Below are 25226 nucleotides of genomic sequence, written 5' to 3'. Positions count from 1 at the left end.
GGTGGCGTTGCTCTTGCGCCGCGGAATGCCCAGGCGCTGGCGGCGTTCCCACAGGCATTTACGGCTTACGCCCAGCTTGCGAGCCAGCTCGGTCTCGGTCATGTGGTCCTGGTGCTCGAGCACGAAGTGCTGGAAGTAGTCCTCCAGCGACAGGTCCTCGGTCGGTTCGTGGCTGGCGTTGTTGGCGCTGGCCAGTGCCGGCAGGTTGTCGAGCACGTCGTCGTCCAGGTCGCTCAGCTCGATGTCGATGCCCAGCAGGTCGGCGGAGATTTCCGCGCTCTCGCTGAGAATCACCGCACGCTCCACGGCGTTTTCCAGTTCGCGCACGTTACCCGGCCAACTGTAGTGACGAATGGCCTGCTCGGCTTCATGGGAGAAATGCAGGTCGTCGCGGTCGATGCGCGCGCTCTGGCGGGCGAGGAAGGCATTGGCGATCTCGTTGACGTCGCTGCCGCGCTCGCGCAGGGCCGGCAGTTTCAGGGCGATCACATGCAGGCGGTAATAAAGGTCTTCGCGGAACTGGCCGGCCTTGGCCAGGTTCTTCAGGTCACGGTGGGTCGCGGCGATCAGGCGCACGTCGACCTTCTGCGACTGCACCGAGCCGACCCGGCGGATCTCGCCTTCCTGCAACACGCGCAGCAGGCGCGCCTGAGCCTCCAGCGGCAGTTCGCCGATTTCGTCGAGGAACAGGGTGCCGCCATCGGCCGCTTCCACCAAGCCTGCGCGACCGGCGCTGGCACCGGTGAACGCCCCCTTCTCGTGGCCGAACAGCTCGGACTCGATCAGGGTTTCCGGAATCGCCGCGCAGTTCACCGAGATCATCGGCGCCTTGGCCCGACGCGACAGGTTGTGCAGGGCGCGGGCGACCAGCTCCTTGCCGGTGCCCGATTCACCCTGAATCAGTACGTTGGAGTCGGTTGGCGCGACCTTGCGGATCTTCACGTACAGGTCCTGCATCGGCGCGCAGGAGCCGATGATGCCGATCTCGCCATTGGCGGGCGCGCTGGCCTTTTCACCATTGGCCTTGCCGCTGCCGGGCCGTGCTTCGGCGGCAGGTGCCGGGGCGGGGGCGTTCTGCCGGTCGCGCAGGATGCGGGCGACGGCCTGCAGCATCTCGTCGTGATCGAACGGCTTGGCGATGTAGTCCACCGCGCCCATCTTCATCGAGTCGACCGCCGAGCGCAGGCTGGCGTAACTGGTCATGATCAGCACCGGCGTGCCCTGGCCGAGCTTGATCAGCTCGGTGCCCGGGGCGCCTGGCAGGCGCAGGTCGCTGACGATCAGGTCGAAGGTAGCAATGCTGAAGCGTTCCTGGGCTTCCTGCACCGAGCCGGCTTCGCTGACCTGGTACTGGTTTCGTTCGAGCAGGCGGCGCAAGGCCGAACGGATGATGGTTTCGTCTTCGACGATCAGAATGTGCGGCATTGATTCAATTCTCTCGACGGTCTCGAATTTCAGGGGACGTCGCTACGACATGCCGGGGCAGGGTCACGCGGATCCGGGTACCACGTTGGCGCTCGATGTCGGCCGGGCTGTCGATGGTGATTTGCCCATAATGCTCTTCCACGATGGAATAGACCAGAGCGAGCCCCAGTCCAGTGCCTTCGCCCGGGTCCTTGGTGGTGAAGAAGGGTTCGAAGAGGCGGTCCATGATGCTTTTCGGGATGCCGCTGCCTTCGTCCTCGACGATCAGGTCGACGGTGTGTTCGTTCACTTCGCTGCGCACCCGCACGGCGCTGCCGGGCTTTGATGCGTCGCGGGCGTTGGAGAGCAGGTTGATCAGCACCTGGGCCAGGCGCTGGGGATCGCCCTCGGCCCAATGCTCCGGGTCGCAGAGGTTGAAGAACTGTACTTCGAAATTGCGCCGGTTCAACGCCAGCAGACCAATGGCGTCCTGCGCGACTTCCGCCAGGCACACCGGTTCTTCGCTGTTCTGCTGGCTGCCGCCGGCATGGGCGAAGCTCATCAGCGACTGGACGATGCGCGACACACGCTTGGTCTGTTCGAGGATCTGGCTGGACAGTTCGATGATCTCGCCGTCGCCCTCGCGCTCTTCACGCAGGTTTTGCGCAAGGCAGGCGATGCCGGTGATCGGGTTGCCGATCTCGTGGGCCACGCCGGCGGCCAGGCGGCCGATGCTGGCCAGGCGTTCGGAGTGCACCAGCTTGTCTTCCAGGGCCTGGGTCTCGGTGAGATCCTCCACCAGCAGCACCAGGCCGCTGTTGCCTGGCGCCAGCGGCTCGTCGATGGCCGCCTTGTGCAGGTTCAACCAGCGTGGCTGGCCGTCCAAGGCCAGGCGCTGCTTGTGCAGGTGCTCGTCGGGCACGTTGATGAAACCCTGCAGCAGGCCGCGCCAGGGCTCGGCGATGGTCACCAGGCGCGAGCCGACCACATGCTTGGCGGCGATGCCGGTGAGTTCTTCCATCGCCTTGTTCCACATCAGGATTTCCTGGTCCTTGGCCAGCGAGCAGACGCCCATGGGCAGTTCCTGCAGGGTCTGGCGGTGGTAGCGGCGCAGGGCGTCGAGCTCGGCGGCCAGGCCGGTCAGGCGTGAGTGGTAGTCCTCGAGGCGGCTTTCGATGAAGTGGATGTCCTCGGTGACGTAGTTCTCGTTGCCCGACTTGTACGGCAGGAAGGTCTCGACCATGTCCTGCGCGACGCTCGGGCCCATCAGGCCGGAGAGGTTGGCCTCGATGCGGTCGCGCAGGCGGCGCAGGGCATAGGGCCGGCGCTCGTCGAAGGGCAGGTAGAGATCGCGCAGGGCCTGTTCGACCTCTTTCTGCGCGGCCTTGGCGCCCAGCGGCTTGGCCAGCTGGGTGGCGAACTCCTGGGGCGAGGCGGCATGCAGTTCACGGCGTTGCGGGCGACGCACGTTGTCCACCGCACAGGCCTCGGCGGCGCTGACTTCTTCGCTGCTGGCGTTGGTGAACAGCGAGATCAGGGTGAACAGCAGGACGTTGGCGGCCAGCGAGGCGATGGCCGCCATGTGCCAGCTGGTGTCGTCCAGCACGTAGATCATGTTCAGCAGCGGGATGTAGAAGCCCTGCACGTTGCCCAGCAGCGGCAGCAGCATGGTCACCATCCACACCAGCGTCCCGGCCAGCAGGCCGGCGATGAAACCGCGGCGATTGGCGGTCGGCCAGTACAGCACCGAGAGCACGCCCGGCAGGAACTGCAGCGTGGCGACGAAGGCGACGATGCCCAGGTTGGCCAGGCTCTGGTGATTGCTCTGCGTGAGGTAGAAGACGAAGCCGGCGGTGATGATGGCGACGATCAGCGCGCGGCGGGTCCATTTCAGCCAGCGGTAGATGTTGCCTTCGGCCGGAGGCTGGTAGAGCGGCAGCACCAGATGGTTCAGGGCCATGCCCGACAGCGCCAGGGTGGTGACGATGATCAACCCGCTGGCGGCCGACAGGCCGCCGACGTAGGCCAGCAGTGCCAGGGCCTCGTTGTCGGCGGCGATCCCCAGGCCCAGGGTGAAGTACTCGGGGTTGGTGCTGGCGCCCAAGCGCAGGCCGGCCCACAGCACCAGCGGCACCGCCAGGCTCATCAGCAGCAGGAACAGTGGCAGGCCCCAGCTGGCGCTGACCAGCGAGCGCGGGCTGAGGTTCTCGGTGAAAGCCATGTGGTACATGTGCGGCATGACGATCGCCGAGGCGAAGAACACCAGCAGCAGGGTGCGCCACGGGCCTTCCTGCAGTGGCGTGTGCAGCGCCGCGAGGGCGGTCTGGTTCTGCAGCAGCCAGACTTCCAGCCCGTGGGGACCACCGAACACGCCGTACAGCGCGTACAGGCCGATACCGCCCAGCGCCACCAGCTTGATCACCGACTCGAAGGCGATGGCGAACACCAGCCCCTCGTGCTTCTCGCGGGTGGCGATATGGCGCGAGCCGAAGAAGATGGTGAAGAGGATGATCAGCGCGCAGAACGCGAAGGCCACCCGCGCCTTGACCGGCTCTCCGGTGAGGATGCTGATGGAGTCGGCCACCGCCTGGATCTGCAGGGCCAGCAGCGGCAGCACGCCGATCAGCATGATCACCGTGGTCAGCGCGCCGGCCCAGGTACTGCGAAAGCGAAACGCCAGCAGGTCGGCCAGCGAGGAGAGCTGGTAGGTACGGGTGATCTTGAGAATCGGGTAGAGCAGTACCGGTGCCAGCAGGAAGGCGCCGGACACGCCCAGGTAGCAGGCGAGGAACCCGTAGCCGTACTGGTAGGCCAGCCCGACCGAGCCGTAGAAGGCCCAGGCACTGGCATAGACGCCCAGCGACAGGGTGTAGGTCAGTGGGTGGCGAATGACCGAGCGCGGGATCAGCCCACGCTCGCTGATCCAGGCCACGCCGAACAACACCAGCAGGTAGGCGGCGCTGATCAGGATCATCTGGGTCAGGCTAAAGCTCATCGGCATCTCGTTGGCTCTGCAGGATGAAGGTGACGACGATCAGGATCAGCCAGAGCAGGTACGGGCGGTACCAGGCTCCGGTCGGTTCGATCCACCAGTCCATGATGGCCGGGGAGAACAGGTAGATCCCCACGACCAGAAGCAGGACCAAACGATAGATGTACATGCTGGCCTCGAGGGTTGGGCGCTGCGGGTTTGGACTTATTATTGGCGCAAATGATGGCGGCGATGCTAGCGGGAATCGGTAGGGTTCGCCAAGAGGTTGAATTTGTTGGGCTTTTGATTTTGGTGAAACGCTCGGCTTTCTGTTTTGCGCGGTTTCTGTAGGAGCGGCCTTGTGTCGCGATGGGGCGCGTAGCGGCCCCAGGTTTTCAGCGTTGCCGCAGATATTGCCGGGGCTGCTTTGCAGCCCATCGCGATACAAGGCCGCTCCTACAAGGATCGCATTGGCCGGTCGGACCAGGGCACTAATGCAATTCAGCCTCGGGCACCGTCATCTGCCGGGCAATATGCTCCGGCCGCCATTGCTGCCGCGCCACCGCAAGCACTTCAGTTGGGCTGGCCCCCGCCAGTGCTGGATCGGTCTGCTGCCCCAATGCCCGCAGGGCTCGCAACAGCAACGGCGTGGCCTGGTCCGCCTCCAGCGGCGGCGAACGGTACGACTTGCCCAGCTTGTGTCCGTCCGGCTGCACGATCAGCGGAATGTGCAGGTAACGCGGCTGCGTGAAGCCCAGCAGCTCCTGCAAGTACAGCTGGCGCGGCGTGTTGTCCAGCAGGTCGGCTCCTCGCACGATATCGGTCACGCCCTGCCACGCGTCGTCCAACACCACGGCCAGTTGATAGGCGTAGAGCCCGTCACGGCGCTGGATGACGAAGTCGCCGACGTCACGCCCCAGGTGTTGCTCGAACTCGCCCTGGACGCGGTCGGTGAAGCGGTAGATCAGCTCTGGCACCCGCAGGCGGATCGCCGCGCCTTCGCGCGCATGCCCGGCATCGCGGCAAAAGCCCGGGTAGATGCCGTCGTAGCCTTCGAGCTGCTTGCGCGAGCAGGTGCAGGCGTAGGCCAGGCCCATGTTGAACAGGCGATCGACAACGGCCGCATAGGCTGCATGGCGCTGGCTCTGGAACACCACCTCGCCATCCCACTCCAGCCCGTAGCGTTCCAGGGTCTGCAGGATCGCGTCACGGGCACCGGGCATCTCCCGGGGCGGGTCGGTGTCTTCCATGCGCAGCAGCCAGCGGCCGTTCACGGCGCGAGCGTCGAGCCAGGAGGCGAGGGCGGCCACCAGCGAACCGAAATGCAGAAAGCCACTGGGGGTGGGGGCGAAGCGGCCGATGTAGCGAGAGTCGTTCATGGGCTGTGCAGGCTATATAAATGAAAACGGGGCGCATGATGCGCCCCGTCTGAAAGGGAGAGGGATCAGCCTTTGCCGACCGTCTTTTCCTTTTTCTCCGCGATTTCCTTGCAGTCGAAGCACAGGTCAGCGGTGGGACGGGCTTCCAGGCGACGCAGGCCGATCTCGATGCCGCAGGAGTCGCACCAGCCGTATTCGTCGTCCTTGATCTTGTCGAGGGTCTTGTCGATCTTCTTGATCAACTTGCGCTCGCGATCACGGTTGCGCAGCTCCAGGGCGAATTCTTCTTCCTGGCTGGCACGGTCGGCCGGGTCGGGGAAGTTGGCCGCTTCGTCCTTCATGTGATCCACGGTACGGTCCACGCTGGTCATCAGTTCCTGTTTCCAGGCACCGAGGAGCTTGGTGAAGTGCTTCTTCATGGGCTCGCCCATGTACTCCTCACCTTGCTTTTCGACGTAGGGCTCGACACCGTACATGGTCTGGGCTTTTTGCTTTTCTACGGTGGACATGAATAGACCGCCTCTCACTCATCTGATCCAATGCGCAGGCTGCTTCCATCACCGGCGACCGCCGGCCCTGCGACTGCGAGCCGCCGAACTTACCAGATAGATCCGGGGTGCGCTACCCCGCCCTATGCCTGCTATTGACAGCCAACAGGGCGGCGCGTTCGCTGGCTTGCACAGGTAGAATCACCAGTTTAGACCCAATTGAGAGAAGGCCCATGGCTCAGCCACACAGTGCGCGCAGTCGCGCCATCGAACCCTTCCACGTGATGGCCCTGCTGGCGCGTGCCAACGAGCTGCAGGCCGCCGGGCACGATGTGATCCATCTGGAGATCGGCGAGCCGGACTTCACCACCGCCGCGCCGATCGTCGCCGCTGGCCAGGCCGCCCTGGCCGCAGGCCACACCCGCTACACGGCGGCGCGTGGCTTGCCGCAGTTGCGTGAGGCGATCGCCGGGTTCTATGGCCAGCGCTATGGCGTGGATCTCGACCCTGAGCGCGTGCTCATCACCCCGGGCGGCTCTGGCGCGCTGCTGCTGGCCAGCAGCCTGCTGGTCGATCCGGGCAAGCACTGGCTGCTGGCCGATCCGGGCTATCCGTGCAACCGTCATTTCCTGCGCCTGGTCGAGGGCGGCGCGCAGCTGGTGCCGGTCGGGCCGGACGTCAACTATCAACTGACCGCCGATCTGGTCGAGCGCCACTGGGACAAGGACACCGTCGGCGCGCTGGTCGCGTCGCCCGCCAACCCGACCGGTACGGTCCTCGACCGCGACGAGCTGGCGAGCCTGTCCCGGGCCACGCGCGAGCGTCACGGTCACCTGGTGGTGGACGAGATCTATCATGGCCTGACCTACGGCATGGACGCGCCGAGCGTGCTGGAAGTGGACGACCAGGCCTTCGTCCTGAACAGTTTTTCCAAATATTTCGGCATGACTGGCTGGCGCCTGGGTTGGCTGGTGGCCCCGCCGTCGGCGGTGGCTGACCTGGAGAAGCTGGCGCAGAACCTGTATATCAGTGCTCCGAGCATGGCCCAGCATGCCGCGCTGGCGTGCTTCCAGCCAGACACCCTGGCGATCCTGGAGGCGCGTCGCGCCGAGTTCGCCCGTCGCCGCGACTACCTGCTGCCGGCCCTGCGCGAGTTGGGTTTCGGCATCGCCGTTGAGCCGCAAGGTGCTTTCTATCTATACGCCGATATCAGCGCCTTCGGTGGCGATGCCTTCGCGTTCTGCCGGCATTTCCTGGAAACCGAGCACCTGGCCTTCACCCCTGGCCTGGACTTCGGTCGCCACCAGGCCGGCCACCATGTGCGCTTCGCCTACACCCAGAGCCTGCCGCGCCTGGAGGAGGCGGTGCAGCGCATTGCCCGTGGCCTTCGGACCTGGCAGGGCTGACGATGTTTTTCCCCGAACTCGAACAGGCGCGACTGCTGCGCCGCTACAAGCGCTTCCTGGCCGACATCGAACTGGCCAATGGCGAGCAGATCACCATCCACTGCCCGAACACCGGCTCCATGCTCAACTGCATGCGCGAGGGCGGGCAGGTGTGGTTCAGTCGCTCCAACGACCCCAAGCGCAAGTTGCCCGGCACCTGGGAAATCAGCGAAACGCCCCAGGGACGGCTGGCCTGCGTCAATACCGGGCGCGCCAATGCCGTGGTGGAGGAGGCATTGCGCGCTGGCATGATCAGCGAACTGGCCGGTTTCACCACGCTCAAGCGTGAAGTGGCCTATGGCGAGGAGCGCAGCCGTATCGACTTCTATCTGGAGTTCGCCGACGGTGGCAAGGCCTATGTCGAGGTCAAGAGCGTGACCCTGGGCTACCCGGATACGCCCGTGGCCGCCTTTCCGGACGCCGTCACCCAGCGTGGCGCCAAGCATCTGCGCGAACTGGCGGGCCTGGCGCGCCAGGGTATCCGCGCGGTGCAGCTGTACTGCGTGAACCTGACCGGCATCGAGGCCGTGCGCCCTGCCGAGGAGATCGACGCCGCCTATGCCCAGGCCCTGCGCGCCGCCGTGGCGCAAGGGGTCGAGGTACTGGCCTATGGCACCCGCCTGGATGCGCAGCAACTGGTCATCGATCGCCCGCTGCCGGTGCTGCTCAATCCGTGAGCCAGATGCCCTGGCTGTCTTCCCGGCAGTCCAGGGCCTCCAGCCATTCGCCTGCGCAGGGGCCAGTGATGCATTCGCCGCTTTCTATCAGGAACTGGGCCCCGTGATGGGCGCACTGGATCAGGCTCGCGCTGTCGTCGAGAAAGCTGTCCGCCGCCCAGTTCAGCGGGATGCCCCGGTGCGGGCAGCGGTTGCGGTAGAGGTGGACCTTGCCCTGGCGGCGCACGCCGAACAGCGGCACGCCGGCTACGCTGAAGGCGCGGCTGTGGCCTTCGGCGAGGTCGTTGGAGGCACAGAGAAAATGCATTGCAGCGGAGTTTCCGGTTAAGCCGTGTGACAAAGGGATGGCTTGACGCTTCAATGCGAATAATTATCAAATTGCTCGCATTCGCCGCGCCAGGCTGTCTATGGTGCGCACTTCCACCGCCCGCCACAAGGCGCGCGGCTCGCCTCCAGCAAAGGAATCCGATGATGCGTCGTCCCGCTGCCTTGCTCGCCCTGTGCGCCGGTATTGCCCTGTCCACCCAGGCCCTGGCCGCCGAACTCCCGCAGCGTTGGGTCAGCGCCGGTGGTGCCTTGAGCGAGTGGATCAGCGCCCTGGGCGGCGAGCAGCGTCTGGTCGGCGTCGATACCACCAGCCAGCACCCCGAATCGCTGAAGACGCTGCCCAGTATCGGCTACCAGCGCCAGTTGTCGGCCGAGGGCATTCTCAGCCTGCGCCCGGATGTACTGGTCGGCACCGAGGAGATGGGCCCGCCGCCGGTCCTGGCGCAGATCCGCAAGGCCGGGGTGCGGGTCGAGCTGTTTTCCAGCAAGGCCGAGGTCGATGCGGTGGACGAGAATCTGAAGCACCTGGGCGTGCTGCTGGGCAATGAAGCAAAGGCCAGCGAGCTGGCCGCTGACTACAAGCAGCAACTGGACAGCTTGCAGGGGCGGATCAAGCAGGCCCAGGCCGGACAGAAGGCGCCGGGCGTGCTGCTGCTGGTCGGCCATGCCGGCGCCAAGCCACTGATCGCGGGGCAGGGCACCTCCGGTGATTGGGTGCTGCGCCAGGCCGGCGGGCGCAATCTTGCCGATCATCAGGGCTACAAGAACTTTTCGGTGGAAGCACTGGCTGCGCTGAATCCGGATGTGGTGGTGTTCTCTGATCGCGCGCTCAGCGGCGAACAAGCCTTGCAGGCATTGCTCAAGGAAAACCCGGCGTTGGCGGCCTCGCGCGCTGCGCGGGACAAGCGTCTGCTGTCGCTCGACCCGACGCTGCTGGTAGGTGGCCTCGGCCCGCGCTTGCCCGCCACCCTGCATGAGCTGGCCGCCAGCTTCTATCCTGCCGCCAAGGCCAGCCTCAACCCATGAGGCAGCGGGTTCAGCCACGTACCTTGTTCAGCGCCCTGGTATTGCTGTGTTTGCTGGCGATCTGGCTGTCGCTGGCGCTGGGCCCGGTCAGCCTGCCACTGTTCGACACCCTGCGCGCCGGGCTGCGCCTGATCGGGCTGCCGGTTTCCGGCGATGGCCTGGAGCAGGCCGAGATGATCCTTGGGCAGATCCGCCTGCCGCGTACCTTGCTGGGGCTCGCCGTGGGGGCCGTGCTGGCGCTGTCCGGCGTGGCGATGCAGGGGTTGTTCCGCAATCCTCTGGCCGACCCGGGTCTGGTCGGTGTCGCCAGCGGCGCGGCCCTCGGCGCGGCGGTGGCGATTGTCGGTGGCAGCTGGCTGGGCGGCATCCCCGAATGGTTCGCACCGTACCTGTTGTCGCTGTGCGCCTTCATCGGTGGCCTGGGGGTGACCGCGCTGGTGTATCGCCTGGGGCGCCGGGATGGGCAGACCAACGTCGCCACCATGCTGCTCGCCGGCATCGCCATGACCGCGCTGGGCGGCTCCGCCGTCGGCCTGTTCACCTACCTGGCCGATGACGCCACCCTGCGCACCCTGACCTTCTGGAACCTGGGCAGCCTCAACGGCGCCAGCTACGAGCGCCTGTGGCCGCTGCTGCTGGTGGCGGCCGCGGTGGCCCTGTGGTTGCCGCGCCGGGCGCAGGCACTCAATGCGCTGTTGCTGGGCGAGTCCGAGGCCCGTCATCTGGGCATCGAGGTAGAAGCGCTCAAGCGCGAGCTGGTGTTCTGCACGGCACTGGGTGTTGGCGCGGCGGTCGCGGCTGCGGGCCTGATCGGCTTCATCGGCCTGGTGGTGCCGCACCTGGTGCGCCTGGTGGCTGGGCCGGACCATCGTGTCCTGCTGCCCGCATCGCTGCTGGCCGGTGGCACGCTGCTGCTGTTCGCCGACCTGATCGCACGGTTGGCCCTGGCGCCGGCGGAGTTGCCGATCGGTATCGTCACGGCGTTCATCGGCGCGCCGTTCTTCCTGTTCCTGCTGGTGCGAGGGCGTAGCTGATGCTCGATGTCGAGGGGCTGTCGCTCAAGCGTGGCAACACCCAGGTGTTGCACGATATCCATCTGCAACTGCGCCCTGGCCTGGTCCTTGGCGTACTCGGCCCCAACGGCGCGGGCAAGAGCAGCCTGCTGGGCGGACTGTGCGGCGAACTGGCTGCCAGCGCCGGACAGGTGCGGCTGGATGGGCGCGCCCTGGGCGACTGGTCCGGCCAGGAACGGGCACGGCGTCTGGCGGTGCTGCCGCAGGTGTCCTCGCTCGGCTTCTCGTTCACGGTCGAGGAAGTGGTCGGGATGGGGCGCCTGCCCCATGCTAGCGGGCGGCAGCGTGACCATGAGATCGTCAGGGCGGCACTGGAGGCGGCGGATGCGCTGCACCTGCTCGAGCGCAGCTACCTGGCGCTGTCCGGTGGCGAGCGTCAGCGTGTGCACCTGGCCCGGGTGCTGGCCCAGCTGTGGCCGGGCGAGGCGGGCAGCACGCTGCTGCTGGACGAGCCGACCTCGGCCCTCGATCCGTTGCACCAGCACACCACGTTGCAGGCCGTGCGCAGTTTCGCCGACCGGGGCGCGGCAGTGCTGGTGATCCTGCATGATCTGAATCTTGCCGCGCGTTACTGTGACCAGATCCTGCTGCTCGAGCAGGGACGCTGCCACGCGCTGGACACACCGCACCAGGTGCTGACCCCTGTGTCGCTGAAAGCTGTGTTCGGTATCGACGTGCTGGTACAGCCGCATCCGGAGCGCGGCCATCCGCTGATCATCACTCGCTAGGAGCCTGACCATGCGCTATCCGTTGCTGTCCGCTCTTGCGGTTTGTCTGGCGCTGGCGTTGGGCGCCTGCCGGGCCAGCCTGCCACCACTGCCGGCCTGGCAGAGCAGCGAGGGGCGCGACAGCGCGCAACTCGGACAGATCGTCGACCTGGCCAGCGGACAGCGCCTGAGCCCGGAACAACTGGTCCTGCGCCTGGCCGATGCGCCGCGGGTACTGGTGGGCGAGAAACATGACAATCCCGATCACCATGCCCTGCAGCTCTGGCTGCTGGAGGCGCTGGCAAGTGAGCGGCCTCAGGGCAGCCTGCTATTGGAAATGCTCCAGCCCGAGCAGCAGCCCCGGGTGGATGCGCTGAAGAACACGCAATGGCCAGCGGACCTGCCCAAGGCCCTGGACTGGCAGGAGGGGTGGGACTGGACGCTGTATGGACCGATCGTCCGTGCCGCCCTGGGCGGGCCGTATCCCTTGTTGTCCGCCAATCTGTCACCGAGCGAAGTCCGCCAAGCCTATCGTCAGCCGGTCAGCCCGCCCGGGCCGCGTTCCAATGCCCCAGCGGTAAAAGAGGCGCTGCTCGAGCAGGTGCGTGCCGGTCACTGCAACCTGTTGCCCCAGAGCCAACTACCGGCGATGCTCGCCGTCCAGCAGCAGCGCGACCGGCGCATCGCCGAGCGCCTGCTGGAGGCCCCGCAGCCTGGGCTGTTGTTCACCGGTAGCTACCACGCCCGCAAGGACCTCGGCGTGCCGTTGCATCTGGCCGACCTGGGGGCCGAAGGGCAGAGCAAGGTCCTGCTCCTGGCGGAGGTGGGGGAGCCGGTCGAGGTGGGCATGGCCGATTTCGTCTGGTACACCGCGGCGCTGCCCGAGCAGGACTACTGCGCCCAACTGCGTGAAGGTCACTGAATCGCAGGCAAAAAAAGACCCGGCAAAATGCCGGGTCAATAACCGTGATTAGCCTGATGAGGAGATAATCTGAGAGTCCGAACCAGGGAGCTTTCAGGTTACCCAACCAGTCTCGCGACCAGTTGTGATAATCATAACGATTCTCATTTCGCAGTCAATGCCTTTCGCCAATTTATTTTTCGTTCTTCTGTGTCGGGCACTTCGCATCGAGCTGCTGGTTCAAGGCTTGCTTGCGTTCGGCCGGCAGATCGTTCCAATGCATGTCCAGCAGGGCGCCTTCAATGGCGTACAACAACACCTTCGAAGCCCGGAACCCTCGCGTTCTCACCGCCTGGTACGCGCCCACGGCGCCCAGACGGCGAAGGTCCGAGGCACTGTGGATACCGACGGCGTGCAGCCACTGCGCGGAGGTCTTGCCAAGGTTTTTCAGATGCTGCAATTCATCGTTCATCGAGCCTCCTTGCGATGGCTGAACGGGTCGTGTGGATAAATCGCGAGCAGGTCAATGAGCAGTGTAGCGGGGGTTGTGAATAACGCGGCCTTTTGCCATCGGCGGCGACGGGATGCAGTACTTCCGCTGGATGGACACCCATAGGAGTTGGGGCGTGGGAGCGGGCTTGCCCCGCGATGGCGATCGATGGGCTGACGCTATCGCGGGGCAAGCCCGCTCCCACGTGTGTCCGTTCCCACACCGTTCGCGTGCGCAGCCTGGTGCAGGCCAGACGCTTACCCTTGGCGAGCGCTGCGATAACGCATCCGTGTCCCGAACTTCACCGACATCAGGATCTCGTCGGCGCTCAGCTCGGCCGGGAAGTACGTCCCAGAGATCTGCGCATGGGCGAGGCTCGCGCCTTCCAGGCCGTTGTCCCGCAGATCCAGCCCGCGCAGGTCGGCGGCGCGGAAGTAGGCATCGGTGAAATCGATGCCGCGCACATCCAGGGCGCGCAGGTCCAGGCCGCGAAAGTCGCCGCCGCGAAAATCGATGGCGGTATCCACAGGCTTCTCACGGTTGAAGGCGGCGATCTTCTCGTCGCGGACCAGGGCGTACAGGACGTTGTCCAGCTGACGGGGCTGATTCATGGCGGCGCCTCCTCCGTGGGGTGTGATGATATTGTAATGCCATCACTGGAGGGGCGCCGGACTTCAGGCGTGAACTGTCGACTGCTTCACGCCTGGCGGGTCAAAGGCCGGGCAGGCGTTGGCGAATCTGCTCGATCACCTTGTTCATGTTGTTGGCGTCCTGGGTGTCGACGCGGGTGCTTTGCGCCAGCTCTTCGGCATCCAGCGGGTCGCGGCTGGCTTGCTGGGCCTTGACCACTTCCAGGGTGGCATCCGAGGGGTCGATGGCTTCGGCCTGGCGCTGGGCCAGCCAGCTGGCGATCACTGCGTCGGGGGCGTGGCAGTCGAGAATCAGGAACGGCACGCCGGTCTCGCTGGCGACATGCGCCGCGGCCTTGCGCTGGTCATGCTTGAGGTAGGTGGCGTCGAGCACTACCGGGAAACCGGCGCGCAGGATGATCGCCGCCAGTTCATGCAGGCGCTGGTAGGTGGCGATGCTGGCCTGCTTGTCGTAGATGCCGGCTTCCAGATGGCCGGCATCGGCTGCCTGCTGCTTGCCGAACAGGCGCTTGCGCTCCACGTCCGAGCGCACCCGCACCGCGCCCAGTGCCTCGACCAGGCGCATCGCCACGTGGCTCTTGCCCACCGCCGAGACACCCTCGGTGATGGCCAGCAGGCGCGAGGGGATGGCGCTGTAGCTTTCGGCCAGGTTGGCATAGTTGCGGTAGGTGCGCAGGGTGGTGGCGCGCTGCACGCCATCGGCGTCGGGCGACAGGCTGAACAGGGCGACCTTGGCGCGTACCAGGGCGCGGTAGGCCTTGTAGAAATTCAGCAGCTCCAGGCCCTGGTAGTCACCGGTCAGTTCCAGGTACTGGCTGATGAAACGGCGCGAAAGGCACTTGAGGCCACGGTCTTCCAGGTCCATGGCCAGGAAGCCGATGTCGGCGTAGACGTCGGTCAGGCGGAACGGCTCGTTGAACTCGATGCAGTCGAAGATCACCACCTTGCCGTCGATCAGCGTGGCGTTGCCCAGGTGAATGTCGCCGTGGCATTCACGAATGAAACCATTGGTCTTGCGCGCCTCGAGCAGGTCGTGCAGGCGCTTGAAGCTGTCCTGGGCCCAGGCTTGCAGGTTGTCCAGCTGCTGCAGGTCGGCCTTGTCGGTGAGGAACGGGCGGATCTGCTCGAAGTTCTGCTCCACCGGCGCCATGACCGCGTCCGGAGTGCCCAGCGGATGCTCGACCGATACTTTCGGCGCCTGCAGGTGGAATTCGGCGATCTGCCGGGCCATCTGGTCGATGTGACCGGCGTTCAGCTCGCCGTTGGCCTGCAGGGTGCTGAGCATATGGCCCTGGGGGAACTGGCGCATCTTCAGCGCGTATTCGATGGCCGGGCCCTCGCCACCGATCTGTGGCGCCTCGACGCTGCCGGTGATCGGCAGCACCTCCAGGTACAGGCCTTCGGTCAGGCGCTGGTTCAGGCGCAGCTCTTCGTTACAAAAGTGTTCGCGCTGATCCAGGCTGGTGAAGTCGAGGAAGCCGAAGTTCATCGGCTTCTTGATCTTGTAGGCGAACTCGCCGGTGAGCAGGACCCAGGAGATGTGCGTCTCGATGAGCTGGAAGCCCGCGACCGGGTGCGGATAGAGGGCGGGGTTCTGCAGCGCGCTGATCAGGGCTTGGCTCACGGAGCATCCTTCATGGGTCAGGGAATTCGAATCGCACATTATGGTCAATGGTGCCGTCCCTGCAAACCGCCCAGGGGCGCCTGCCTCCCTTTTGCAAAGTGCGTATAATCCGCCGCCATGACTCGTACCCGAACTTCCCGTACCCCGAAAAAACGCCCGACCGGCCGCGCACGAGCCTGGCTGGGCTGGGCGCTCAAGCTCAGCCTGGTCGGCCTGGTGGTGATCGCCGGTTTCGCGATCTACCTCGACGCCACCGTCCAGGAGAAATTCTCCGGCAAGCGCTGGACCATCCCGGCCAAGGTGTATGCCCGGCCGCTGGAGCTGTTCGTCGGCCAGAAGCTGAGCCGCAACGACTTCCTCACCGAACTCGACGCGCTGGGCTACCGTCGCGAAAGCGCGGCCAACGGCCCGGGCGCGGCCTCGGTCAACGGCAACACGGTCGATCTCAATACCCGTGGCTTCCAGTTCTATGAGGGGATGGAGCCAGCGCAGTTCGTGCGCGTGCGTTTCTCCGGCGATTACGTCGCCGGTCTCAGTGGGGCCAACGGCGGCAAGCTCGATGTGGTGCGCCTGGAGCCGTTGATGATTGGCGGCATCTATCCGAAGAACCTCGAGGACCGCATCCTGATCAAGATCGATCAGGTGCCGCCTTACCTGCTGGAAACCCTGATCGCCACCGAAGACCGCGACTTCTACAGTCACTTCGGCGTCTCGCCCAAGTCCATCGCCCGGGCTGTGTGGGTCAACACCTCGTCCGGCGCCATGCGCCAGGGCGGCAGCACCTTGACCCAGCAGTTGGTGAAGAACTTCTTCCTGACCAACGAGCGCAGCCTCAGCCGCAAGCTGACCGAAGCGATGATGGCCGTGCTGCTCGAGCTGCACTACGACAAGCGCGAGATCCTCGAGGCGTATCTGAACGAAGTGTTCGTCGGCCAGGATGGTCAGCGCGCCGTGCATGGCTTCGGCCTGGCCAGCCAGTTCTTCTTCAGCCAGCCGCTGCAGGAACTCAAGCTGCACCAGATCGCCTTGCTGGTGGGCATGGTCAAGGGGCCGTCCTACTACAACCCGCGCCGTTATCCCGAGCGCGCCTTGCAGCGCCGCAACCTGGTGCTCGACCTGCTCGCCGAACAGGGCGTGGTCAGCCAGGAGGTGGTCGATGCGGCGAAGAAGATGCCGCTGGGCGTGACCAAGCGCGGCAGCCTGGCCGACAGCTCGTTCCCGGCTTTCCTCGACCTGGTCAAGCGCCAGCTGCGCCAGGACTACCGCGACGAAGACCTCACTGAAGAGGGGCTGCGCATCTTCACCAGTTTCGACCCGATCCTGCAGATGAAGGCCGAGACTGCCATGAGCGAGACCTTCAAGCGTCTGGCCGGGCGCAAGGGCGCCGATGAAGTCGAGTCGGCGATGGTGGTCACCAATCCCGAGACCGGCGAGGTGCAGGCGCTGATCGGCAGCCGTCAGTCGGGCTTCGCCGGCTTCAACCGGGCCATCGATGCGGTGCGCCCGATCGGCTCGCTGGTCAAGCCTGCGGTATACCTGACCGCGCTGGAGCAACCGAGCAAGTTCACCCTGACCACCTGGATGCAGGACGAGCCGTTCTCGGTCAAGGGCGCCGACGGCCAGGTGTGGCGTCCGCAGAACTACGACCGCCGCCCGCACGGCACCATCTACCTGTACCAGGGCCTGGCCAACTCCTACAACCTGTCGACCGCCAAGCTTGGCCTGGAAGTGGGTGTACCCAATGTGATCAAGACCATCGGTCGGCTGGGCGTGCAGGTCGACTGGCCGGCGTTCCCATCGATGCTGCTGGGCGCTGGCGGCATGTCGCCGATGCAGGTGGCGACCATGTACCAGACCATCGCCAACGGCGGCTTCAACACGCCGATGCGCGGTATTCGCAGCGTGCTCACCGCCGAAGGCGAGCCGCTCAAGCGCTATCCGTTCCAGATTCAGCAGACCTTCGATCCGGGGTCCATCTATCTGGTGCAGAACGCCATGCAGCGGGTGATGCGCGAAGGTACCGGGCGTTCGGTGTACAACGTATTGCCGGGCTCGCTGACCCTGGCCGGCAAGACCGGTACCAGCAACGATTCCCGTGACAGCTGGTTCTCCGGTTTCAGCCAGGACCTGCTGGCGGTGGTCTGGCTGGGCCGCGACGACAACGGCAAGACACCGTTCACCGGTGCCACCGGCGCGCTGCAGGTATGGACCAGCTTCATGAAGAAGGCCGACCCGCTGCCGTTGGACATGCCGCAGCCGGACAACGTGGTGCAGGCCTGGATAGATCCGTACAGCGGCCAGGGCTCCGACGGCAGCTGTCCGGGAGCGGTGCAGATGCCGTATATTCGCGGCAGTGAACCGGCCGCTGGCGCCACCTGTGGTGGCGAGCAGAACCCGGCCGAGTCGGTAATGGACTGGGTCAAGGGCTGGATGAATTGAGCACGAGCTTCTGAAGAGGGTGTGAAGTGAACAAGTGGTGGATACCTGCCCTGGCGGCAGTGAGCGTGCTGCACGGTTGTGCCAGCGTCCCGCGTGGCAACATTCCGGTGGTCGATTCGAGCACCCGGGTCTCCAACAGCGAGCGTGTCTCGGCCAATCGCACGGCGGCCTACCCGACCAGCGGCGGCAGCAGCCAGGCCCAGGTGTTGCCGGAAGACTCCGGCGTTACCGTGATGATCCCGCAGGGCACTGGCGGCGCGCCGATCCAGTCGTTCCCGGCGGGCAGCGGCCCGGCGCCGATCAGCACCGGCCCGATCACCCCGGGCCCGGTCAGCAGCGGGCCGATCACCACCAACCCCAACCCGATCGCCGACGAGCCGTTCGACATCGCGTCGATGAGCAAGCCTGCGCCGGTCACCAGCGCGCCGACCGGTATTCCGCGGGGCAACGTCGCCAGTGGTGGCCTGTCCGCCGACGAGCAGCTCGATGGCCCGGTGCTGGCCTTGCTGACCACCGCCCAGCAGCAGCAGGGCAGTGGCGACTTCAACGGCGCCGCGTCGAGCCTGGAGCGTGCCCAGCGTATCGCCCCGCGTGAGCCGCAAGTGCTGTTCCGTCTGGCCCAGGTGCGTCTGTCCCAGGGCGATGCGGCGCAGTCCGAGCAACTGGCCCGCCGTGCCCTGACCTACGCCAACGGCCGCCCCGACCTGCAGGCCCAGCTGTGGAACACCATCGCCCAGGCCCGCGAGAAGCAGGGTGACAGCGCCGGCGCCGCGCTGGCGCGGCAGAAGGCGCGGGTCAACCTGTGATGGAACAGCGCATCCTCGATATCGCCGACCACCTGCTGCTGATCGAGCGTGAACTCAAGGTCCAGGGCTGGTGGAGCGATCAGGCACCCAGTGCCGAGGCGCTGGCCAGCGTGGTGCCGTTCGCCGTCGACAGCATGGCTTTCGAGCAGTGGCTGCAGTGGATCTTCCTGCCGCGGATGAAAGTGATTCTCGAGCATGGCCAGCCGTTGCCCAATGCCTCCGGCATCCTGGTCATGGCCGAGACGGTTTTTGTCGACCGCCCGGAACAAAGCCGCGAGCTACGGCGGCTGTTGGCAGAATTCGACCAATTGATCAGCCCCTCCGCCTGATTTCTTCTCTTTTTCCTTCAAGGGCCGCAGATTGTGGCCCTTTTTTATGGAAATCTTCTTAAATCTGCTGCTGGTAACCTTTTTAGTGGTTGCAGTGATTCATCTTGCGGAAAAATTGGCAATAATTTTTCTTGACTTGTGCGCGCCGAATCACAAGAATCCAGATTCCGCTGTAGAGGGACTGCCAGAAGCAGACCCGCTAAGCAGATCATGAGGCGCACACCCGCGCCGACTTGTAACACCCCGCAACGCGTTACCTCGCGCTGGGTGGGAAGGCCCGCAACACACCAGGGCACTCCCAATACTTGCTCAGTCAGTGCTGACGTTCGCTCATGCTCTGCTTGGCAGTAAACCTATTAAGACCCGCTCAGTGAGGGCGGTATTCTGGCGTTTTAGAGGTGAACAACGTGGAGCTTTTATCTGGCGCTGAGATGGTCGTCCGCTTCTTGCGTGACGAAGGCGTTAAGCACATCTACGGGTACCCTGGTGGTGCTCTCCTTCATGTTTACGATGCCCTGTTCAAGGAACCGGAAGTCCAGCACATCCTGGTCCGTCACGAGCAGGCTGCCACCCATATGGCGGACGGTTACGCCCGTGCCACCGGCAAGGCCGGCGTGGTACTGGTGACTTCCGGCCCGGGCGCGACCAATGCCATCACCGGCATTGCCACCGCCTACATGGATTCCATTCCGATGGTCATCCTGTCTGGCCAGGTGCCCAGCACCATGGTCGGCACCGATGCGTTCCAGGAAACCGACATGATCGGTATCTCCCGGCCGATCGTGAAGCACAGCTTCATGATCAAGCACGCCTCGGAAATCCCCGAAGTCCTGAAAAAAGCCTTCTATCTTGCGCAATCCGGCCGTCCCGGCCCGGTGGTGGTCGATATTCCAAAAGATATGACCAACCCGGCCGAGAAGTTCGAGTACATCTACCCGAAAAAGGTCAAGCTGCGTTCGTATAGCCCGGCTGTTCGTGGGCACTCCGGGCAGATCCGCAAGGCGGCCGAGATGCTCCTGGCGGCCAAGCGCCCGATCGTCTACTCCGGCGGTGGCGTGATCCTCGGCGGTGGCTCCGAAGCCCTCACCGAAATCGCCAAGACGCTGAACCTGCCGGTCACCAACACCCTGATGGGCCTCGGTGGCTTCCCGGGTACCGATCGCCAGTTCCTCGGCATGCTCGGCATGCACGGCAGCTACACCGCCAACATGGCCATGCACCACGCCGACGTGATCTTCGCCGTCGGTGCGCGTTTCGACGACCGCGTGGTCAACGGCCCGGCCAAGTTCTGCCCGAACGCCAAGATCATCCACATCGACATCGACCCGGCGTCGATCTCCAAGATGATCAAGGCCGACGTGCCGATCGTCGGCCCGGTCGAGAGCGTGTTGAGCGAGATGCTCGCCATCCTCAAGGAAATCGGCGAGCAGCCCGACAAGGCGGCGCTGGATGCCTGGTGGAAGCAGATCGACGAATGGCGCGGCGAGGGTGCGCTGTTCCCTTACGACAAGGGCGACGGCAACATCATCAAGCCGCAGCAGGTGATCGAGACCCTGTGCGAAGTGACCCAGGGCGATGCCTTCGTCACCTCCGACGTGGGCCAGCACCAGATGTTCGCGGCGCAGTACTACCGCTTCAACAAGCCCAATCGCTGGATCAACTCCGGTGGCCTGGGCACCATGGGCTTCGGTTTCCCGGCGGCCATGGGCGTCAAGCTCAACTTCCCCGACCAGGACGTGGCCTGCGTCACCGGTGAAGGCAGCATCCAGATGAACATCCAGGAGCTGTCCACCTGCATGCAGTACGGTCTGCCGGTGAAAATCGTCAACCTGAACAACGGTGTGCTGGGCATGGTCCGCCAATGGCAGGACATGTCCTACAACGGTCGCCACTCGCACTCCTATGTCGAGTCGCTGCCGGACTTCGTCAAGCTGGCCGAAGCCTATGGTCACGTGGGCATTCGCATCACCAGCCTGAAAGACCTCAAGCCGAAACTGGAAGAGGCTTTCGCGATGAAGGATCGCCTGGTGTTCATCGACATCGCGGTCGACCGGACCGAGCACGTCTATCCGATGCAGATCAAGGACGGCTCGATGCGTGACATGTGGCTGAGCAAGACGGAGCGTACCTGATATGCGGCACATCATTTCCCTGCTGCTGGAAAACGAACCCGGTGCCTTGTCTCGCGTGGTCGGCCTGTTCTCCCAGCGCAACTACAACATTGAAAGCCTGACCGTGGCGCCGACCGAAGACCCGACCCTGTCGCGTCTGACGCTGACCACCGTTGGCCATGACGAAGTGATCGAGCAGATCACCAAGAACCTCAACAAGCTGGTCGAAGTGGTCAAGCTTGTCGACCTGTCGGAAAGCGCTCACATCGAGCGTGAACTGATGCTGGTCAAGGTCAAGGCCACCGGGGCCCAGCGCGCCGAGATCAAGCGCACCACGGATATCTTCCGTGGCCAGATCGTCGACGTGACCGCCAGCGTGTACACCGTGCAGCTGAGCGGCACCAGCGACAAACTGGACAGCTTCATCCAGGCCATCGGCACCGCATCGATTCTCGAAACCGTGCGCAGTGGCGTCACCGGCATTGCCCGTGGCGACAAAGTGCTCAGCATCTAACTTCAAAAACTAGCGATGGCTCCGCTGGGGCCGAGATATAACAGGGGTATTTCATGAAAGTTTTCTACGATAAAGACTGCGACCTTTCCATCATCCAGGGCAAGAAAGTCGCCATCATCGGCTACGGTTCGCAGGGTCACGCCCAGGCGTGCAACCTGAAGGACTCCGGTGTGGACGTTACCGTCGGTCTGCGTAAAGGTTCGGCTACCGTTGCCAAGGCAGAGGCTCACGGCCTGAAAGTGGCTGACGTGGCTACCGCTGTCGCCGCTGCCGACCTGGTCATGATCCTTACTCCTGACGAGTTCCAGGGCCAGCTGTACAAGAACGAGATCGAGCCGAACATCAAGAAGGGCGCCACCCTGGCCTTCTCCCACGGTTTCTCGATCCACTACAACCAGGTCGTTCCGCGTGCCGACCTCGACGTGATCATGATCGCGCCGAAGGCACCGGGCCACACCGTGCGCTCCGAGTTCGTCAAGGGCGGCGGCATCCCTGACCTGATCGCCATCTACCAGGACGCCTCGGGCAACGCCAAGAACGTCGCCCTGTCCTACGCCGCTGGCGTCGGTGGTGGCCGTACCGGCATCATCGAGACCACCTTCAAGGACGAGACCGAAACCGACCTGTTCGGTGAGCAGGCCGTTCTGTGCGGCGGTACCGTCGAGCTGGTCAAGGCCGGTTTCGAAACCCTGGTCGAAGCCGGCTACGCCCCGGAGATGGCCTACTTCGAGTGCCTGCACGAGCTGAAGCTGATCGTCGACCTCATGTACGAAGGCGGTATCGCCAACATGAACTACTCGATCTCCAACAACGCCGAGTACGGTGAATACGTCACCGGCCCTGAAGTCATCAACGAAGAGTCCCGCAAGGCCATGCGCAATGCGCTCAAGCGCATCCAGGACGGCGAGTACGCGAAGATGTTCATCAGCGAAGGCGCCACCAACTATCCTTCGATGACCGCCAAGCGTCGCAACAACGCCGCCCACGGCATCGAGATCATCGGCGAGCAACTGCGCTCGATGATGCCGTGGATCTCGGCCAACAAGATCGTCGACAAGACCAAGAACTAAGGTCCTGCTTCGATAAATGAAAAACGCGGCTTCGGCCGCGTTTTTTCGTTTGCGCGGTCAGCTTCTGGTATAAAGCGACCAGTGGCTCGCAGTTAGATCCGTTTTTCCGAGCCCGTGTCGAACATATTCCAACCTGTTGCAAGGTACATTTCATGAGCGAACGTCCCGAAGAGCCGAACAAGCCCTCCGACGCCGAAAGCCTGCTACCTATCGATGAACACGTCGAAGAAGGCCACGACGCCGAAGGGCGCAAGGTCCGTCACCGCGGCATCTACCTGCTGCCCAACCTGTTCACCACCGCGAACCTGTTCGCCGGCTTCTATTCCATCATCAGTTCGATGAGCGCGCAGAGCGCCCTGAGCGCCGGTGACCCGCGCGAGGCGAGCAAGTATTTCGCCTTTGCCGCCATCGCGATCTTCGTCGCCATGATCCTCGACAGCCTCGATGGTCGTGTCGCGCGAATGACCAACACGCAGAGCGCCTTCGGCGCCGAGTACGATTCGCTGTCGGACATGGTCGCCTTCGGCGTGGCCCCGGCATTGCTGGCCTTCGGCTGGGCACTGGGCGACATGGGCAAGGTCGGCTGGATGGTCGCCTTCATCTATGTGGCGGGTGCGGCGCTGCGTCTGGCGCGTTTCAACACCCAGGTCGGCACCGCCGACAAACGCTACTTCATCGGTCTGGCCAGCCCGGCGGCGGCAGGCGTGGTGGCTGGTACCGTGTGGGCTTTCAGCGACTACGGCATCCAAGGCTCCAAGCTGTCGTTCCTGGTAGCGCTGCTGGTGGCCGCGGCAGGCATGCTGATGGTCAGCAATATCAAGTACAACAGCTTCAAAGAACTGGATCTCAAGGGGCGCGTGCCCTTTGTCGCGATCCTGGCCGTGGTGCTGGTGTTCGCCGTGGTGTTCAGCGATCCACCGCGCATTCTGCTGCTGATCTTCCTCGGTTACGCGATCTCCGGCCCCGTGCAGTACCTGCTGCGCGTCCGTCGTCGCAAAAGCTGAAAGATTTAATCGCGGAATAACCTGCCGGCTCCATAGTCTTACGGGTACATCAGTTGCCCGTACTGTGGAGCCGCCATGCTCATCAAGCTTCCCCGATCCTCCGAGTGCAAGTCATCGGAGATCACCCCCGAACAGATCTACCTTTCCCGTCGTCACATGCTTGGTGGAACCCTTGCAGGGCTGGCCCTGGGCGCGCTGCCGCGAATGGGTGTCGCCGCCGAGGCGCCGCGCTATGCCGATGTCGTCCCCGGCAAGGCGCCTGCGTGGTTTGCCGACAAGCTTGCCGCGGCGCGCTGGCAGGCGGTGACCGTGCAGGGCGAGGCGATCACGCCGTTCAAGGACGCTACCCATTACAACAACTTCTATGAGTTCGGGCCCGACAAGGGTGATCCGGCGGCCAATGCCGGGTCGCTGAAGACCGAGCCCTGGAGTCTGGTGGTCGATGGCGAGGTGGCCAAGCCCGGGCGCTATGCGCTGGAGGACTTCGTCAAGCCATACCAGCTGGAGGAACGTATCTATCGACTGCGCTGTGTCGAAGCCTGGTCGATGGTCATTCCGTGGCTGGGTTTCCCGCTGGCGGAGGTGCTCAAGCAGGTCGAGCCGACTTCGAAGGCGCGCTATATCCGTTTCGAGACCCTGCAGGATCCGAAGAGCATGCCGGGGCAGCGTTCCGGGTTCGCCTTGATCGACTGGCCCTACGTGGAGGGGCTGCGACTGGACGAGGCGATGAATCCGCTGGCGATCCTGGCAGTGGGCATGTATGGCCGCGAGCTGGCCAACCAGAACGGCGCGCCGTTGCGCCTCGTGGTGCCGTGGAAGTATGGCTTCAAGAGCATCAAGTCGATCGTGCGCATCAGTCTGGTAGCGGAGCAGCCGCACACCACCTGGCAGGGATTGGCGCCGGATGAGTATGGCTTCTATGCCAACGTCAATCCGGCGGTCGATCACCCGCGCTGGACCCAGGCTCGGGAGCGGCGGCTGCCCAGCGGCCTGTTCAGTCCCAATGTGCGCGATACATTGATGTTCAATGGCTATACCGATGAAGTGGCGTCGTTGTACAGCGGCCTCGACCTGCGGAAGAACTACTGATGCGTTATCCCTGGTTGCGCCTGGCGATCTTCGTCGCAGGTTGTCTGTTTCCGGCCTGGTGGCTGTACGAGGCACTGATGGGGTTGCTCGACCCGGACCCGGGGAAGATCCTCATGGATCGTCTTGGCCTGGGGGCGCTGGTGTTTCTGTTGATTACTCTGAGCATGACGCCCTTGCAGCGGTTGAGCGGCTGGTCAGGGTGGATCGTGGTGCGTCGGCAACTGGGGTTGTGGTGCTTTGCTTATATAGTGCTGCACTTGATGGCCTACCTGGTGTTCATCCTTGGTCTGGACTGGGGGCAGTTCACTGTGGAGTTGCGCAAGCGGCCCTACATCATTGTGGGTGCGCTCGGCTTTCTGGGGTTGCTGGCGTTGGCGGTCACGTCCAATCGCTATAGCCAGCGGCGATTGGGCGCGCGCTGGAAGAAGCTGCATCGGCTCGTCTATGTGATTCTCGGGTTGGGATTGCTGCACTTTTTGTGGATCGTGCGTTCGGATCTGAAGGAGTGGGCGATCTATGCCGGGATTGGTGGGGTGTTGTTGGTGTTGAGGATTCCGTCTGTGTGGCGGCGGGTACCGAGGTTGGTGGGCCGGGGGAGAGCGGTTTGAGGAGAGGGGCGGGTTGGGCCTGTCTTGAGGATGGTGCTGTGTCTCAGAGGTGTTCGCCGAGGGTTCTCCGGCGCCTGTGAGATCGAGCGCCGCT

At 64.3% G+C, this 25226-nt stretch carries 24 protein-coding genes; 15 read left to right on the top strand and 9 right to left on the bottom strand.

Annotated features, from left to right (window positions below):
• From N5D48_RS18815 to dksA, 5 genes are all read right to left on the bottom strand, one after another.
• Positions 1 to 1425 (bottom strand): sigma-54 dependent transcriptional regulator (locus tag N5D48_RS18815; RefSeq protein WP_279887102.1); only part of this gene is annotated, 1425 nt, incomplete at its 3' end.
• 4 nt (positions 1426 to 1429) lie between these two features.
• Complete coding sequence (locus N5D48_RS18810; RefSeq protein ID WP_279887101.1) at positions 1430 to 4405, bottom strand: sensor histidine kinase; 2976 nt, start codon at positions 4403 to 4405, stop codon at positions 1430 to 1432.
• Positions 4389 to 4565 (bottom strand): hypothetical protein, encoded by a 177-nt coding sequence (locus N5D48_RS18805; RefSeq protein ID WP_003250005.1) that lies wholly within the window; start codon positions 4563 to 4565, stop codon positions 4389 to 4391. The genes N5D48_RS18810 and N5D48_RS18805 overlap by 17 nt, the downstream gene beginning before the upstream one ends.
• 301 nt (positions 4566 to 4866) lie before the next feature.
• Positions 4867 to 5754, bottom strand: a complete 888-nt coding sequence (gene gluQRS / locus N5D48_RS18800; RefSeq protein ID WP_279887099.1) for a tRNA glutamyl-Q(34) synthetase GluQRS — start codon at positions 5752 to 5754, stop codon at positions 4867 to 4869.
• Between the two features lie 65 nt (positions 5755 to 5819).
• Complete coding sequence (gene dksA, locus N5D48_RS18795) at positions 5820 to 6263, bottom strand: RNA polymerase-binding protein DksA (protein WP_279887097.1); 444 nt, start codon at positions 6261 to 6263, stop codon at positions 5820 to 5822.
• A gap of 212 nt (positions 6264 to 6475) precedes the next feature.
• Here dksA and N5D48_RS18790 point away from each other — a divergent pair, with 212 nt between their 5' ends.
• Together N5D48_RS18790 and sfsA are read left to right on the top strand one after the other, a co-directional pair.
• Positions 6476 to 7648, top strand: a complete 1173-nt coding sequence (locus N5D48_RS18790) for a pyridoxal phosphate-dependent aminotransferase (RefSeq protein ID WP_279887096.1) — start codon at positions 6476 to 6478, stop codon at positions 7646 to 7648.
• 2 nt (positions 7649 to 7650) lie between these two features.
• The gene (gene sfsA, locus N5D48_RS18785) at positions 7651 to 8364 is read left to right on the top strand and encodes a DNA/RNA nuclease SfsA (protein WP_279887094.1); all 714 of its coding nucleotides are present in this window, start codon (positions 7651 to 7653) and stop codon (positions 8362 to 8364) included.
• Here sfsA and N5D48_RS18780 read toward each other — a convergent pair.
• On the bottom strand, positions 8354 to 8671 hold the full coding sequence (locus N5D48_RS18780) for a Rieske 2Fe-2S domain-containing protein (RefSeq protein WP_279887092.1): 318 nt from the start codon (positions 8669 to 8671) through the stop codon (positions 8354 to 8356). The genes sfsA and N5D48_RS18780 overlap by 11 nt on opposite strands.
• 161 nt (positions 8672 to 8832) lie before the next feature.
• Between N5D48_RS18780 and N5D48_RS18775 the strand changes: the two genes are divergently transcribed.
• From N5D48_RS18775 to N5D48_RS18760, 4 genes are read left to right on the top strand one after another with little or no spacing between them, the layout of a single operon-like run.
• Positions 8833 to 9717 (top strand): ABC transporter substrate-binding protein, encoded by an 885-nt coding sequence (locus tag N5D48_RS18775; RefSeq protein ID WP_279887090.1) that lies wholly within the window; start codon positions 8833 to 8835, stop codon positions 9715 to 9717.
• 50 nt (positions 9718 to 9767) lie between these two features.
• Positions 9768 to 10751 carry an iron ABC transporter permease gene (locus tag N5D48_RS18770; protein ID WP_279887104.1) on the top strand — a complete coding sequence of 328 codons (984 nt, stop codon included), beginning with the start codon at positions 9768 to 9770 and terminating at the stop codon, positions 10749 to 10751.
• Positions 10751 to 11518 carry a heme ABC transporter ATP-binding protein gene (locus N5D48_RS18765; protein WP_279887088.1) on the top strand — a complete coding sequence of 256 codons (768 nt, stop codon included), beginning with the start codon at positions 10751 to 10753 and terminating at the stop codon, positions 11516 to 11518. Before N5D48_RS18770 ends, N5D48_RS18765 begins: the two co-directional genes overlap by 1 nt.
• Before the next feature lie 10 nt (positions 11519 to 11528).
• Positions 11529 to 12419 (top strand): ChaN family lipoprotein, encoded by an 891-nt coding sequence (locus tag N5D48_RS18760; protein WP_279887086.1) that lies wholly within the window; start codon positions 11529 to 11531, stop codon positions 12417 to 12419.
• Positions 12420 to 12591: 172 nt separating this feature from the next.
• Here N5D48_RS18760 and N5D48_RS18755 read toward each other — a convergent pair whose 3' ends face one another.
• The 3 genes from N5D48_RS18755 to N5D48_RS18745 form a co-directional block, all read right to left on the bottom strand.
• Positions 12592 to 12870: a TfoX/Sxy family protein gene (locus N5D48_RS18755; RefSeq protein ID WP_279887084.1), complete on the bottom strand. Its 279-nt coding sequence runs from the start codon at positions 12868 to 12870 to the stop codon at positions 12592 to 12594.
• Between the two features lie 275 nt (positions 12871 to 13145).
• Complete coding sequence (locus N5D48_RS18750; RefSeq protein ID WP_279887082.1) at positions 13146 to 13499, bottom strand: pentapeptide repeat-containing protein; 354 nt, start codon at positions 13497 to 13499, stop codon at positions 13146 to 13148.
• A gap of 100 nt (positions 13500 to 13599) precedes the next feature.
• Positions 13600 to 15162: a bifunctional aminoglycoside phosphotransferase/ATP-binding protein gene (locus tag N5D48_RS18745; RefSeq protein WP_279887080.1), complete on the bottom strand. Its 1563-nt coding sequence runs from the start codon at positions 15160 to 15162 to the stop codon at positions 13600 to 13602.
• A 117-nt stretch (positions 15163 to 15279) separates the two neighbouring features.
• On the opposite strand from N5D48_RS18745, the gene mrcB reads away from it, so the two are divergent.
• The 9 genes from mrcB to msrQ all read left to right on the top strand — a co-directional run bounded on the left by mrcB (position 15280) and on the right by msrQ (position 25132).
• Positions 15280 to 17601: a penicillin-binding protein 1B gene (mrcB, locus tag N5D48_RS18740; RefSeq protein ID WP_279887079.1), complete on the top strand. Its 2322-nt coding sequence runs from the start codon at positions 15280 to 15282 to the stop codon at positions 17599 to 17601.
• Positions 17602 to 17627: 26 nt separating this feature from the next.
• Positions 17628 to 18407: a tetratricopeptide repeat protein gene (locus tag N5D48_RS18735; RefSeq protein ID WP_279887078.1), complete on the top strand. Its 780-nt coding sequence runs from the start codon at positions 17628 to 17630 to the stop codon at positions 18405 to 18407.
• On the top strand, positions 18404 to 18736 hold the full coding sequence (locus tag N5D48_RS18730; protein ID WP_279887076.1) for a YqcC family protein: 333 nt from the start codon (positions 18404 to 18406) through the stop codon (positions 18734 to 18736). The genes N5D48_RS18735 and N5D48_RS18730 overlap by 4 nt, the downstream gene beginning before the upstream one ends.
• 407 nt (positions 18737 to 19143) lie before the next feature.
• On the top strand, positions 19144 to 20868 hold the full coding sequence (locus tag N5D48_RS18725) for an acetolactate synthase 3 large subunit (RefSeq protein WP_279887074.1): 1725 nt from the start codon (positions 19144 to 19146) through the stop codon (positions 20866 to 20868).
• Between the two features lies 1 nt (position 20869).
• Positions 20870 to 21361: an acetolactate synthase small subunit gene (gene ilvN / locus N5D48_RS18720; RefSeq protein ID WP_003250040.1), complete on the top strand. Its 492-nt coding sequence runs from the start codon at positions 20870 to 20872 to the stop codon at positions 21359 to 21361.
• A 53-nt stretch (positions 21362 to 21414) separates the two neighbouring features.
• Positions 21415 to 22431 carry a ketol-acid reductoisomerase gene (gene ilvC / locus N5D48_RS18715; protein WP_027917653.1) on the top strand — a complete coding sequence of 339 codons (1017 nt, stop codon included), beginning with the start codon at positions 21415 to 21417 and terminating at the stop codon, positions 22429 to 22431.
• 152 nt (positions 22432 to 22583) lie between these two features.
• Positions 22584 to 23435, top strand: coding sequence for a CDP-diacylglycerol--serine O-phosphatidyltransferase (gene pssA, locus N5D48_RS18710; protein ID WP_279887070.1), 852 nt, complete (start codon positions 22584 to 22586; stop codon positions 23433 to 23435).
• A gap of 75 nt (positions 23436 to 23510) precedes the next feature.
• Positions 23511 to 24524 (top strand): protein-methionine-sulfoxide reductase catalytic subunit MsrP, encoded by a 1014-nt coding sequence (gene msrP, locus N5D48_RS18705; protein ID WP_279887069.1) that lies wholly within the window; start codon positions 23511 to 23513, stop codon positions 24522 to 24524.
• Positions 24524 to 25132 carry a protein-methionine-sulfoxide reductase heme-binding subunit MsrQ gene (gene msrQ, locus N5D48_RS18700; protein WP_279887068.1) on the top strand — a complete coding sequence of 203 codons (609 nt, stop codon included), beginning with the start codon at positions 24524 to 24526 and terminating at the stop codon, positions 25130 to 25132. The genes msrP and msrQ overlap by 1 nt, the downstream gene beginning before the upstream one ends.
• Positions 25133 to 25226: the final 94 nt, after the last annotated feature.

Source organism: Pseudomonas sp. GD03858 (genome assembly GCF_029840925.1).
GTDB lineage: Bacteria > Pseudomonadota > Gammaproteobacteria > Pseudomonadales > Pseudomonadaceae > Aquipseudomonas.
The sequence above is the reverse complement of the archived record's forward strand: the minus strand, read 5'-3'. Positions and strand labels throughout refer to the sequence as shown.